Genomic DNA, 12,794 nt, shown 5'->3' with positions numbered 1-12,794 from the left:
CGTTTCGGATTGCCAACTTACACATTTCTGACGAAATTATAATAAATGTCAGGAAATTTTAAAAAACACGCCGTCCCTGTACATAAGTTTCTTCTACCCCATCATTCTCATCCAACACCACAAAGTCTGCGAAAAGTCCCTGGCGGATAAATCCCCTCTGGCCATCCATGCCCAGAAGCTTTGCCGGATTTTCTGTGAGAAGCGGAATAAGCTCCTCTGCCGGCCGCCCTGTAAAGGCAATCAGATTTTTCAGTGCTTTTCCCGAAGTCAAGGTACTTCCTGCCCGTGTACCATTTTCTTTCAGTTTTGCATCCCCGTCAATGACCACAACCTCATTAACGCCCAGGCGATACTCTCCATCCGGCAGACCCGCAGCCATGATCGAATCAGTCACAGCTACTACCCGCTCAAGCCCCTTTGTCTTTAAGATCAAGCGCACCGTTCCCGGATGCAGATGGCGGCCGTCGCAGATCACCTCGCAGTAAACACGGTCATCCTCCAGCACCGCTCCCCAGATGGCAGGAAAATGCTGGTGGAGCAGCTTCATTGCATTTCCTGTATGGGTCGACGCCATTGCTCCATTTGCAACGGCCGCTCTGGCCGTATCATAATCTGCCCCAGAATGGCCGATGGCTACCTGGATGCCAAGAGCCTTTAATTTGGGGATATCCTCTACCATGCCGTCTACCTCAGGCGAAACCGTAATGTAACGTATTTCCCCCTGGGCAGCCTTCTGGTATTCCTCGATCAAAGGAATATTTTTACTCTGCAGCAGATGCTCCGGCATAGCGCCCTTATACTCTGGGCTTAAAAATGGACCCTCCAGATGGATCCCCATCATGGCGGCGCCTTTGTGTTCCATGCCCTTCCACTGTTTATATGCTTCAATACAGGCCAGTGTCTGCTCCTTCGTATCTGTGAGCACAGAACCCAGCCAGCCAGTTGTACCCTGAGATGCCATAAAGCGGCTGATCTTCTCATATCCATCAGGGTCTGCGCTGTTTACATCCACCCCAGCAGCACCATGGGTATGGATATCTAAAAATCCCGGCACCAGACGGCGTCCCTTTAAATCAATGCGCTCTGCCTCAGGAGCATAAATCCATTCTCCGATCTCGGTGATCACACCATTTTCAGAAAGAACACAGAGCGTTTCAAACCGATGATCCCTGTATACACGTCCATTGTAAAATAACTGTCTGCTCATAATGATACCTCTCCCGTTCTTATATTTTTATTTCTGTCTTCATAGTAACACAGACCGGGGATACTTTGTGAAACTTTTACCCAAACGTTTGTGTCATGCTTTTAAGATTGTGCATTTTTTATCATTCGTATCAGAATCAGATACATGCCATTATGCACTGGCAACAGATTTTCTTTTATGATAAGATAGAAAAAAAGTAGAAAGGAAATCAATATGGCATTACATGTTATGGATGAAGCCAGCCGCTGCCTTGGCTGCAAAGTTCCCCAGTGTCAAAAGGGCTGCCCCATCAGCACTCCGATTCCCCAGGTGATCCGCCTCTTAAAGGAAGGGAAATTAGATGAGGCCGGGCAGATGCTCTTTGAAAATAATCCGCTGACCACTGTGTGCAGTCTGGTCTGCAACCATGAAAATCAGTGCGAGGGCCACTGCGTTTTGGGACGCAAGGGTGCTCCGGTCCATTTTTCAACCATTGAAAGCTATATTTCCACCACCTATGCCAACAAAATGACAAAGGGGCCGGCTCCATCAAACGGCATCCGTGCAGCGATCGTCGGCTCCGGCCCTGCCGGCCTGACCATCGCAGTGATTTTGGCACGGTACGGCTATGATGTGACTATCTTTGAGGGTAAGGACCAGATCGGAGGCGTACTGCGCTACGGCATTCCTGAATTCCGCCTTCCAAAGTCTGTTCTGGACGATTTCAAATACCGCCATCTGGATCTGAAAGGCATCAAATTCCGGCCAAACACCCATATCGGAGGGGCAATCGGTATTGACGACCTCTTCCGCGACGGCTATAAAGCTATTTTCGTAGGAACCGGTGTATGGAAGCCCAATGCCCTTCATATCAAAGGCGAAACGCTGGGACATGTGCACTTTGGAATCAATTATCTGAATAATCCTGACAGTTACTGCCTGGGCGAACGGGTTATTGTGATCGGAGCGGGGAATGCCGCTATGGATGTGGCAAGAACCGCCATCCGAAAAGGCGTACGCTATCTGACCTGCTTTTCCATCACAAAAAAGGTGGCAGCCAGCCACCATGAATTCAGCTATGCCCAGCTGGAGGGAGTTCAGTTTGAATACAACAAGGCTCCTGTGGAAATCACAGATGAAGGAGTAATCTTTAAGGATATGGCCGAGGATGAAGAAGGCCGTCTCACCGAAATTCCCGGAAGCGAAACCCTTTACCCCGCTGACAGCGTGATTATTTCCATCAGTCAGGGTCCACAGAACCGGATTGTCAACACCACTGAGGGACTGGCTGCTGATGCCAAAGGTCTTTTGGTGGCAGATGAAACCGGTCATACCACCCGTCCCGGCATCTTTGCCTCCGGAGATGTGGTAAACGGTGCGCGGACAGTGGTGGAAGCCGTAGCCCACAGTAAAATTGTGGCCGAATCCATGCATCAGTATATGCAGAGCCTGAAACAGACAGAAGAGGCACCTGATTAAGGAAGAATCCGTTCCGGTTTAAATTTCAGATAATCAGAGGACACCAGACGGTAATTCACCCCGTCTACATTTCCCAGAAAACTGTCCTGAAAGCGGTCTTTCCCATGGCAATGAGCGTAAATCACCTGATCTGCCCCATATTCCAGCGCCATCCGGGTAAAACCGCTTTCCTCTTCTCCAATACTGGTAGGCGGATAGTGAAGAAACTGAATAAAAGAGGTATAGCCTGCTGCCACAGCCAGCTCATAGGACAGCCGCAGGCGCTCCAGCTCCCGCTTTACCAGCTTTTCAAAATGCTCCGGGCTGTCCTTTCCCTCATAGCAATATCCTTTGGTTCCTACCAATGCCGTATTTCCATAAGAATAAAAATTGTTCTGGAGAAAGAAAAGACGGCCATTATATTTTTCATTCAGCCTTTTTGTCCTTCCTGCATCCCAGAACATATCGTGATTCCCCCGCAGAAGAATCTTGCGTCCGGGAAGGGACGCAATAAATTCCAGATCAGCCTCTGCTTCCTTTAAATTTCTCCCCCAGGAGTGATCCCCTGCGAGAACCACTGTATCCCCAGAAGAAATCATCTTATTCCAGTTCTTTTCGATCTTTTTTACATGATCCTTCCATTCTTTTCCAAATATATCCATAGGCTTGTTGGCCGTAAAGGACAAATGGAGATCACCTATGGCGTACAGGCTCATCCTTCACACTCCTCTGCATCCATAAGAGGGATTCCACGCTCTTTCAGCTCACGGGCAAAAATTCCCATCCCATCAATCTTTCTCCCTGTAAAGGTGCCGTCATAAATCTGGCGTACTCCGCAGGTAGGACTGCGCGACTGAAGAATGGCAAGGTCAATATCCATATCCTTTATCTGTTCCAGAGCCATTTCCACGCCCTTTCGGTACAGGGCATCTCTGTCCTTTCCTTCCCTGTCTACCACCCGGCCTCCGGACAGCTCTACAGGCGTACGAGGCGCACCCAGTCCGGTTAAAAGCTCCGGACAGATGGAAATAACCTCCTTATCCTCTACAAAACGAAGAACCGCCTCATTTCTGTTATTCTTTCCATTATACTTACAGTTTTCGCCCAGAAGACAGGCGCTGACTAAAACCTTCATATACTCTCCTAATTCCGGGAACATTTTTCCGCATCAATGGCAAGCACCACCATCAGGGCGCAGAGGGCGTCCCACGAATCTTCCACGTCGATTACATATGTATCTGTCATGCGGAATAGTTCCTTTGAAACCGCCGCTGCCAGCCTTCCGTTCCGGTCTAAGATCTTATAATCCCATTCCAGAAAATCCCCTTCCACATGCCAGCCATTGCAGTCAATATTGTAGCGCGGCTTAAAAAAGGTCAATTCCTTACTGATGCAGCCTGCATATTCCTGTCCCAGATACAGCTCAAATCTGGGCAGCATGGTAAAAATACGTTCCTTCACCATACCGGCCTCACGTCCCTGACCATCGTATATTTTCAGGCAGTGTCCCCAGGAAAGCTGTCCTTTTACAGTATAGGCAGTGGTTCCGTCTTCGTAATAGATATCATAGCTGTCAAACCATGAAAACAGTCTCTGCTTAAATATAAGTTTCATGCCGCTTCCTCCTTTATCATACAGAATACAAACTGGCTTCCGAAATGCTCCCACTGCTCCAGCTCTTCTATATAACGGCCCTTCCGGTCCGTTTCTGCTGCCACATACCAGACTCCTGCCGGAAGCTTATCAAGCTCTGCATCCCGTCTCCGTCATACGTTTGTCCATATACGGGAAGCTCCGAAAGCTCAGCAAGCTGCTCTCCCTGTCTTATACACACAGTCTGTTTCTCCCGTCTGGTATCCGGGCCGGAGAAAAGTTCTGCCTCCTTTTCATCCGGCAGCCCCAAAGAGGGAATCCGGCAAAAAAATATCCATGCTGCCAGAAATACCAGAAGAACAGCTGTACCGTTTCCGACAGTTTTATTTATGGATTTCTTCATAGGCATCCATAACTCCATGCTTAACTGCGGTCCGTATCACACGGTATGCAATATAAAAAAACAGCGCGATCATACCGGCCCAGATGGTCAGTGCCATAAGGATTCCAAACAGTCCTCCAATCATATTCATATGCATTTCCTCCTGCAATACATCATATTTGTTTGGTACATCTCCATTATAGCATGCTTTTATATTTTACTCCCTTACTTTTTTATTACAAAAAGGCAGCGGATAACATTCCTTCCGCTGCCATAAAGCACTCTTTATTTTTTTCTACAATACACAAACGCAGCAAATATCACAGTAACTGGAACACTGAGAACAATGCCAAAACTGCCGGAAAGCCCCTGCATGACTGCAATTCCTATGTTATTTGAGTTGATGATCTGAAGAAATGGCAGATCATAGGCATAATCCATAAGAAGCATCGATACACTGCTTCCTGCAAATGCCAGAATCAGGGTATTGGAATCTGTTCCCATCATATCCCGTCCTACCCGCATTCCCGACTTCATCAGCTCCATTCTGGTAATTGACGGATTCTGGTCGCAGAGTTCTTTCATCGCGCTGGAAATAGACATTGCCACATCCATAACGGCTCCAAGAGAACTGATCAGAAGGCCGGAAAAAAGCAGCCCTCCTATTTTAATCCCATTTGTTTCGTATAAAGTAAGCAGGCTTTCTATGTCTGATACATTCCATCCGGTAATTCCGGAAAGCTGTGAAAAAACAGTAGCTGTGAAGCCTGCAATAATTACTCCCGATAACGTCCCAACAGTAGCGCACAGTGTCTTTTCTCCCGCTCCGCCGATCAGATACATCGTAACCAGCGTGGTCACTGCGCAGATAAAAACAGCCGTCCAAAACGGTGAATTTCCCAGATAAACAGCCGGAAGATAAACATACACAATTGCACCAAACGTAAAAACCAGCCCTAAGGCTCCGCGCAGCCCCTTTTTACCGCCTACAATACATAAAATCGCCAGATACAGGACTGCAAAACCAATCATTACGGCTGTCCTGTCCCTGGAATATATGCTTGTGATCACAGAATCGCCTGCTATGCTTTGAATGACCACCACACGCATCCCTACTGTACACGCCGCTCCAAATAAATATCCGGCGCTGCTGGTTGTGATAAGCTCCTGTCCTTTTTTTTCGCCGCTTGTCATCCGCACAACCACCGTCTGCTGTCCCACTCTCATGCCGTCTTCCTGAATGTTGTCCTCCAGGATACGTACGACCACTCCCGTTTCAAAGCTCTGCCCTGTCCGATTGACCAGTCTGGTTTTTGAAATATGGTTCAGATTTACGACGGCCAGAGCGCTAAGAAGCACAACGGCCGCCAGGATCAGTAATTTTTTTACAGCTAAGTTTTCTATATCTTTCATTTTCCTGTTATCTGCTGCCTGTCTTGTGAATGGTAAAGGTATTGTCTATTGTCTCTACCTTTCCATTATCCGTAATCTGATAACTGGTAATCTTGAAATCATCATAAGTAAGATTGATCACAGAATAGCTGGGGAGCCAGTTCTGGCTTCTTACCTCAATATAATCCTGCTGGGTATTTGTAAGCTCATAATATTTGGATCCGGATGCAGAGTTAGCCGTCATATACAGCGTTCCCTTAGGATTTGTTACAACGGACTGACCGGAACCTTCGATCGTATAACAATGGTTATCCTGGGCAAAGGCTTCCTTTAAGGCTGCCGACGGCTCATCCTCCGGATACAGCGCAATAGACTCATCTGTATTTACATTATAGGCGTGATCCCAGTCATAGTCACTGCCTGTTTCATCCAGACGGAATTCATACGCGCCATGCGTTTTTCCATCCCCATAAAGCAGCTTAGAACGGCTGTATGTATGGTCATGTCCCTGCAAAACCACATCTACATCATATTTGTCAAATACAGGCGTCAGCTGAGTACGGAGGATCATACCGTCTGTATCGGAATGATCCAGACCGGATCCGTAAATATCCTGATGTATCGTAACAATACGCCACTTTGTATCAGGGAAATTCTCTACCGCCTGTTTAATGGCCTGCTCATGTTCTGCCACATTGTAATTATTCGTATTTAAAACAATAAACAAACCCGGGCCATATGTATAGTAATAATCCCCGCCGGCCTCAGTCATGCCTAAATTGGTAGGATTGGGATTATTAAAATGATAGCTGTAGTCTTTATTTAAAGAGTCATGGTTTCCGATGGTAGTGGCTACCGGAAGGCTCTTTAACGCGCTTGCGGATAGGTATGCAGCATACTCTTCTTCCTTAGGCTTTCCGGTTTTATTCACCTGATCACCAGCAGAAATCACAAAATTAAGATCAGGGTTTTCTGCCAGGGCAATATCCAGCGTACGATCCCAGCCAAATCCATCATTACGGGCCGCAGTGTTCGCTGCGCCTGGATCCGCTGACAGCTTACCCTCTCCCTGGGGCTGTCCCTTTGAAGCGCCCACCTGCGGATCGCCGACGTAAAGAATATTTACATTGCTGAAGCTGCCCGTTTTATAAACCTCTGCCGGAGTCCTGACGCCGTTTTTTTCAACAGAATAGTAATATGTACTGTTCTCTTTCAGTCCGTCTACAGTCACATAATTGTAAGAATAAACTTTTCCACCTGTAAGGTTTGTATCCACACCAGATGCCTGACCTTCCCAGGCCTTTAAGTCATCTGCGTCCATTCCAAAATATACCACCGGAGTTGCATTTTCGCCCTCGCTATACCATGCAAAATTCAGCTGAGACGCTGCCGCTCCCGGAGTAAGGGATACCTGAGTATAGTCATTTGCCAGCTGCTCCCACTGTCTGGTCCACGCCTGCCATTCTGCACTCCCTCCGGTTACGGATGAGTCATTGTAATGGACAGTCGCAGCCCACACCTGATGACCGCCTACAGCCAACGCTCCGACCAGAATTCCGGCCATAACTCTCTTCTTTTTCATAACATTTCCCTTCTTCTTTTAGTTTTCAGGCCTGCTATTCCCTGATAAATATAAGTATAGAAAGGAAATGTAAAATTTACTATCAGGTTTATGTATGAAATACATCAATTTTTGTTACTCTTTTCCTGTTTCCGGCAAAAACAGCTCTCCGGCTGCTTTTGCATGACTGACAAACAGATGCCGTATCAGTTCAATCTCTCCCAGTCCTTTTAAAACACAGCTGACTTCATATCCGGCCCTTTCAAATTCCCTTTTCCAGGATCCTTCTTCGTCTCCTGCCATATCATTGTTTGCATGGTCTCCTGCCACGATCATAAGCGGCTGAAGTACAACCTTCTTATAGGATCCTTTTTTCACTTCCCTGAGTACATCTTCAATAGACGGCTCCGCTTCTACAGTCCCTATATAATAATTCGTAAACCCCTTTTGCAGGAGAATACTCTGAAGCTTTTTATATACCTGATTAGCTTCTGCCTCTGTACCGTGTCCCATAAAGCAAACAGCTGTCTCACCATCATCATATTCCTTTGTATCTTCGGTAATAGCGCGGATCACTGTTTCAAAATCTTCCTCTGATGTCAAAAGCGGCTCTCCCACAGCCATGTATTCAAATAATGCCCTGTACTCCGATGCTTCTTCAGCCAGATCCTGGTATTCAAATCCCTTCATCATATGTGTAGGCTGAATGATCAGTGTTTTTACACCATTCTCTACCGCATGCTTTAAAGCATCTCTTACATTATCAATAACCAGATTTTCTTTTTGTTTTACCCGGTTAATAATAATCTGACTTGTAAAAGCCCGATGCAGGATATATTCCGGCATAGCGCTCTCCATATCTCTTTCTATGGCTTCAATGGTTCTTTCTCTTGTGTTTTTGTAGCTGGTTCCAAAACTGACTGCCAGCAGTTCCCGTTCTCCTGTTTTATTCTGATTTGTACCCTTGATTTCCGATACTGTTTTCAGATTCATTCGTTCATTCTCCTGTTGTGTTTTTAATGAGTATTTACAGTTTAATGGAAATCATTTTTTCTGTCAATTTTTTTACAGCCGATGCAGCTCCTGCATCTCTCCAAAGGCACTTCTTCCCATACAGTCTGAAAGTTCTCTTCTGATCGACTCAAAATCCTCATAAACCAATTTTTTATCCTGAACCAGGCAGGTACCTGCCACATATACATCTCTCACATTGGATGCATTGGCACTGTAAACCAGGGCAGAATAGGGATCGTAAACAGGAAACATATTGGGAGAATCTGTTTCCACCAGTACCAGGTCTGCTTCTTTGCCAGGTTCAATAGAACCTGTTTTTTCTTCCAGTCCCAGAACCCTGGCTCCCTGACGGGTCGCCATGGAAACAATATCTTTTGCAGGCATGGCACTTCTGTCATGGCTGTTGTTTTTCTGAAATCCGGCGCACAAACGCATCTGCGTAAAGAGATCCAGAGTATTGCCGCTGGCCGGTCCATCTGTTCCAAGGCCTACCGAAACACCTTCCTTTAACAGCTTAAGCACCGGTGCTACTCCCTTCGCCGCCTTGGCATTGGAGCCGATACAGTGACACACTCCGCTTCCTCTCTGCCTTAAAATTTCTATGTCACGATCCGTCAGATGGATGCAGTGAGCTGCAGCCGTTTGATTTGAAAGGACCCCCAGCTGATCCAGGTATCCAACCGGCGTACAGCCCCGTGTTTGTGCCAGCCAGGTCATCTCGTAATCCATTTCTGCTGCATGAAGAGTAAATGGTACCTGATTGGCAGTATCAAGTTCCCAGGCTTTTTTCAGAATCTGCGGACTGCAAGTATTAGTAGCATGAGGTGCAGCACATCCACTGATACGTGGATGCATTCTGTATGTTTCTATCAGTTCTTTTGCCATACTCAGAGACTGATCTGCATCAGAAGCGTCACATCCGCCTTCATCCATTAATGTCTGTCCGGCAATTCCCCTGATTCCTGTCTGATCCATAACCTGAGCTACAGCAGCCTCAAAATAATACATATCCATTACGGAAGTAACTCCGGACAGCAGCAGCTCGCAAATTGCATAGCGGCTGGAAAGTGCTGCCATTCTCCGGCTCATAGCCTTCTGCTCCATTGGAAGCAGAAACACACGAAGCCGGTCTTTACAGTCATCGCCCAGTCCCCGAAATGGAATCATTCCCAGATGGCAGTGTGTATTAACCATACCAGGCATAAGAATTCCTCTTTTTCCGTCTTTTATCTGCCAGCCAGCAGCTCTTAATTCTTCTGTTGTCTCCTTCAGATCACAGGAAGGCCCTGTCTCCAGAATCTTCGTACCTTCTATTTTCACATAGCCGTCAGGAAACACCTCCATATCAGAATTCATTGTAATGATAATAGAGTTAGTGATTATGGTTTTCATCTTTATACCTCGATAAGCTCTACTTGTTTCTGGGTTTTTACATCCAGCAATCCTCTGTCTGTAAGCTTTAATGCCGGGGAAACAGGAAGCGCCAGAGTAGACATGGACATGATTTCATTATTATTTTTATATCCCAGAGAAGCCATGCTCTTTCTTATCTGTCCCAGTTCACAGGAAAGTTTTTCAAGAGAACCTTCATTTATAATTCCTGCCACATTCAGCTGTACCTGCCCCAGACAACAGCCGTCTGAAAAAATACAGTATCCTCCCTCAAGCTCTAAAATACGTTTCTGAGCCAAAACCATATCCTCAGGAGAAGTTCCTAAAACCAGCAGATTATGACTGTCATGACACCAGGTTGTAGCTGCAGCTCCCTTCTTTGCAAATGCTCCTTCCACAAGTCCGTAACCTATATTTCCATTTTTCCCGTGGCGCTCATAGAGAACTGCCAGACTCAGCCCTGCTTCCTGCCAGCAGACAATTCCATCCTTTACCGGAAGCTGACGCTTTATGTGTCGGGTTGCTGTTCCGAATGTATTAATCTGCATCACATTGGCTGTAACATGCCCGAATTTCACCGGTGCTTTCAGGATGAAATCCTCCAGTACAGCCGGCCTGCAGTGGACGGAATGATAAAAATGCTCTGGAAAGTTCGTTTCTTCTTCCATACCGCAGCGGGAATCTCCCTCAATCCAGGCAAGGCGTCCTTCTTTCACCACTGCTTCCGGTTCCATGGTATCCAGATCTTTAAGGAACACAAAATCAGCCAGTTTTCCCGGACCAATCATTCCTCTGTCATCCAGATGCATTCTTCTGGCCGGTGTATAAGTGGCACAGTAAATTGCCTTTTCCACCGGCATTCCTGCCAGAACAGCTGTCCGCACAATCTGATTCAGATGCCCCTTCAAAAGCTGATCCGGCATAACATCATCCGTTACAAGTGCAGTATTTTCGTACAGATTATAATGGTTCAGCGTTTCTACCACCTCGGGCGTCAGGGATTTTCTCTGCAGTTCCAGAAACATTCCAAGATCTGTCTTTTCCAGAACAGACTCGGGAGTCTGCTGAGTATGATCCGCATCAATTCCTTCATAAATAAACCGGTTTAAGTCAGCACCGGAAATTCTGGGGCAATGTCCCTCCAAACGGATATCCCTTCCTCTTTTCTTCCGACACAGACGAATCATCTGCCGAATCGGCGTATCTCTGTCATCTTCAGAAGCCAGCTGCTTAAAATTCATCACTTCTCCCAGACAAAGGATATTTCTGTCCTCCAAAAGAGCTGCTGCATCCTCAGGTGTAATAGTGGCTCCAGATGTTTCCAAAGCTGTATCTGTAGCCGGAACGCTGGAAGGAATAGCCCAGAAAATATCCATTTCTGTTTTCTGAGATTGAAATTCCGCAATCCCTTTCATGCCGAACACATTGGCAATCTCATGTGCATCTGCCACTATCGTTGTAGTCCCATGAGACAGAGCCAGCGGTCCGAAACGGGACGGACAGGTCATGGAGCTTTCTATATGCATATGAATATCAATCAGCCCCGGGATCATATAACGCCCCTGCGCATCATAGACGGGAACGCCTTCGGGATAAACACCCGAATTAACAGGAAGGACGGCATAAAAACGGCCGTCCTTTACAGCTGCATCCCGGAGTTCAAAACACTGACGGAAAGTCTGGTAGATATTGACATTTCTTATAATATAATCCGGGGACATAGTTCCTGCTCCTTTAGTTATTGATAATTCTGTTCCACTGATCGATCCACTGATTTAAAAGAGGATTAACAAAGCCATAGTCCAGAACTTTTGCTTTTTCTGCTGCCGGACCGTATGTCATATTTTGGGACTCCTCCTCTGTAAACGTAACTGTTTTATTCGTTGGAGCCTCATTTAAGGCTTTTCCTGTCTTAGACTGAAGCTCTGCACTTAAACGGTAATTTAAATACTCATAAGCCAGTTCTTTATTCTGGCAATTCTTCGTAATACTGATGGTGTTAAAATTCGCATAGGTTCCTTCCGGAGTTACGTATACAAGATCAGGATTTGCTGCCTTAATCGTCGGAACACCAAAGTCTCCCACTACAGCAGCTGCTACTTCACCGGACGTAAACATGTTGATCAGGTCTGAGGATTTGGCATATGTTTTTACCAGATTTGGCTTTAATTCCTCCAGTGCCTTAAAAGCAGCCTCTCCGTTATCGGTTTTAATATCAACTCCTGCATGATCACTGGCCATATATACCATAGCCGGTCCGAAGGTTGTAGTAATCTCGGGAATAGATACCATACCTGCCAGTTCCGGCTTCCACAGATCATCAAAGCCTGTAATCTCAAACCCTACTGCTTCCGGATTATACATAATCCCAATACTGTTAATAGTATAAGGAACACCCTGACCATTGTCAGCCAGCGTCTTTGCTGCCGCGATCAGATCAGAGGCATGTTCAATTTTACTTAAATCAATGGTCTCAAACAAACCTTCCTCTGCACCCTTGGCAGCCATAGCCTGAGACAGTTCAATTACATCAATCGTAGTTTCACTGTCTGCCTTCAGCTTAGTATATCTGTCATTGGTTCCTCCGGTTTCTGTCACAATCTGGCAGTTAAACTGCTCTTCAAAAGGAGCATAAACCTCCTCTGCTGAAATATCCTCACTCAAACCATACGTAGACAGAACCAGTTTCTGCTTTCCACCTGCCTGTGCACCTTCTCCTTCTGCTCCACCGGAACAGGCTGTTACTGCCATAGCTGCCATGCAGACTGCTGCTAATACTCTCTTTTTCATCTTTTTTCTCCTTTTATAATAATTTC

At 46.3% G+C, this 12,794-nt stretch carries 13 protein-coding genes; 1 reads left to right on the top strand and 12 read right to left on the bottom strand.

Annotated features, from left to right (window positions below):
* Positions 1-58: 58 nt before the first annotated feature.
* Entirely contained in the window at positions 59-1,207 is a 1,149-nt protein-coding gene (nagA, locus tag ACZM6M_RS03600) for an N-acetylglucosamine-6-phosphate deacetylase (protein WP_418926850.1), read from the bottom strand.
* A 213-nt stretch (positions 1,208-1,420) separates the two neighbouring features.
* Here nagA and ACZM6M_RS03595 point away from each other — a divergent pair, with 213 nt between their 5' ends.
* On the top strand, positions 1,421-2,665 hold the full coding sequence (locus ACZM6M_RS03595; protein ID WP_066549410.1) for an NAD(P)-dependent oxidoreductase: 1,245 nt from the start codon (positions 1,421-1,423) through the stop codon (positions 2,663-2,665).
* On the opposite strand, the gene ACZM6M_RS03590 is transcribed toward ACZM6M_RS03595, so the two are convergent.
* From ACZM6M_RS03590 to ACZM6M_RS03540, 11 genes are all read right to left on the bottom strand, one after another.
* Positions 2,662-3,360, bottom strand: coding sequence for a metallophosphoesterase (locus ACZM6M_RS03590; RefSeq protein ID WP_066549411.1), 699 nt, complete (start codon positions 3,358-3,360; stop codon positions 2,662-2,664). The genes ACZM6M_RS03595 and ACZM6M_RS03590 overlap by 4 nt on opposite strands.
* Positions 3,357-3,779, bottom strand: coding sequence for a 2-thiouracil desulfurase family protein (locus tag ACZM6M_RS03585; protein WP_066549412.1), 423 nt, complete (start codon positions 3,777-3,779; stop codon positions 3,357-3,359). Before ACZM6M_RS03585 ends, ACZM6M_RS03590 begins: the two co-directional genes overlap by 4 nt.
* An 8-nt stretch (positions 3,780-3,787) precedes the next feature.
* Positions 3,788-4,258: an LURP-one-related/scramblase family protein gene (locus ACZM6M_RS03580; protein ID WP_337433950.1), complete on the bottom strand. Its 471-nt coding sequence runs from the start codon at positions 4,256-4,258 to the stop codon at positions 3,788-3,790.
* Between the two features lie 67 nt (positions 4,259-4,325).
* A complete protein-coding gene (locus ACZM6M_RS03575) occupies positions 4,326-4,640 on the bottom strand; it encodes a hypothetical protein (protein WP_489489711.1) in 315 nt (104 codons plus the stop codon).
* Positions 4,621-4,770, bottom strand: coding sequence for a hypothetical protein (locus ACZM6M_RS03570; protein ID WP_337433952.1), 150 nt, complete (start codon positions 4,768-4,770; stop codon positions 4,621-4,623). The genes ACZM6M_RS03575 and ACZM6M_RS03570 overlap by 20 nt, the downstream gene beginning before the upstream one ends.
* Positions 4,771-4,904: 134 nt before the next feature.
* The gene (locus ACZM6M_RS03565) at positions 4,905-6,032 is read right to left on the bottom strand and encodes a YibE/F family protein (protein ID WP_418763132.1); all 1,128 of its coding nucleotides are present in this window, start codon (positions 6,030-6,032) and stop codon (positions 4,905-4,907) included.
* Positions 6,033-6,039: 7 nt separating this feature from the next.
* The gene (locus ACZM6M_RS03560) at positions 6,040-7,593 is read right to left on the bottom strand and encodes a purple acid phosphatase family protein (RefSeq protein ID WP_340277044.1); all 1,554 of its coding nucleotides are present in this window, start codon (positions 7,591-7,593) and stop codon (positions 6,040-6,042) included.
* Between the two features lie 114 nt (positions 7,594-7,707).
* Entirely contained in the window at positions 7,708-8,565 is an 858-nt protein-coding gene (locus ACZM6M_RS03555; RefSeq protein WP_417045807.1) for a sirohydrochlorin cobaltochelatase, read from the bottom strand.
* Positions 8,566-8,637: 72 nt separating this feature from the next.
* Positions 8,638-9,978, bottom strand: a complete 1,341-nt coding sequence (locus tag ACZM6M_RS03550; protein ID WP_340277048.1) for an amidohydrolase family protein — start codon at positions 9,976-9,978, stop codon at positions 8,638-8,640.
* Between the two features lie 2 nt (positions 9,979-9,980).
* Positions 9,981-11,699: an adenine deaminase C-terminal domain-containing protein gene (locus tag ACZM6M_RS03545; RefSeq protein ID WP_489489708.1), complete on the bottom strand. Its 1,719-nt coding sequence runs from the start codon at positions 11,697-11,699 to the stop codon at positions 9,981-9,983.
* A gap of 13 nt (positions 11,700-11,712) precedes the next feature.
* Positions 11,713-12,768, bottom strand: coding sequence for an ABC transporter substrate-binding protein (locus tag ACZM6M_RS03540; protein WP_066549430.1), 1,056 nt, complete (start codon positions 12,766-12,768; stop codon positions 11,713-11,715).
* Positions 12,769-12,794: the final 26 nt, after the last annotated feature.

The organism is Enterocloster sp., from assembly GCF_057861365.1.
The sequence above is the reverse complement of the archived record's forward strand: the minus strand, read 5'-3'. Positions and strand labels throughout refer to the sequence as shown.

Bases quoted from the DNA above. Each gene is read 5' to 3' on its own strand.
- ACZM6M_RS03545 (WP_489489708.1), bottom strand. From the start codon at position 11,699: ATGTCCCCGGATTATATTATAAGAAATGTCAATATCTACCAGACTTTC.
- ACZM6M_RS03550 (WP_340277048.1), bottom strand. From the start codon at position 9,978: ATGAAAACCATAATCACTAACTCTATTATCATTACAATGAATTCTGAT.
- ACZM6M_RS03580 (WP_337433950.1), bottom strand. From the start codon at position 4,258: ATGAAACTTATATTTAAGCAGAGACTGTTTTCATGGTTTGACAGCTAT.
- ACZM6M_RS03555 (WP_417045807.1), bottom strand. From the start codon at position 8,565: ATGAATCTGAAAACAGTATCGGAAATCAAGGGTACAAATCAGAATAAA.
- ACZM6M_RS03570 (WP_337433952.1), bottom strand. From the start codon at position 4,770: ATGAATATGATTGGAGGACTGTTTGGAATCCTTATGGCACTGACCATC.
- nagA (WP_418926850.1), bottom strand. From the start codon at position 1,207: ATGAGCAGACAGTTATTTTACAATGGACGTGTATACAGGGATCATCGG.
- ACZM6M_RS03565 (WP_418763132.1), bottom strand. From the start codon at position 6,032: ATGAAAGATATAGAAAACTTAGCTGTAAAAAAATTACTGATCCTGGCG.
- ACZM6M_RS03575 (WP_489489711.1), bottom strand. From the start codon at position 4,640: ATGAAGAAATCCATAAATAAAACTGTCGGAAACGGTACAGCTGTTCTT.
- ACZM6M_RS03560 (WP_340277044.1), bottom strand. From the start codon at position 7,593: ATGAAAAAGAAGAGAGTTATGGCCGGAATTCTGGTCGGAGCGTTGGCT.
- ACZM6M_RS03585 (WP_066549412.1), bottom strand. From the start codon at position 3,779: ATGAAGGTTTTAGTCAGCGCCTGTCTTCTGGGCGAAAACTGTAAGTAT.
- ACZM6M_RS03540 (WP_066549430.1), bottom strand. From the start codon at position 12,768: ATGAAAAAGAGAGTATTAGCAGCAGTCTGCATGGCAGCTATGGCAGTA.
- ACZM6M_RS03590 (WP_066549411.1), bottom strand. From the start codon at position 3,360: ATGAGCCTGTACGCCATAGGTGATCTCCATTTGTCCTTTACGGCCAAC.
- ACZM6M_RS03595 (WP_066549410.1), top strand. From the start codon at position 1,421: ATGGCATTACATGTTATGGATGAAGCCAGCCGCTGCCTTGGCTGCAAA.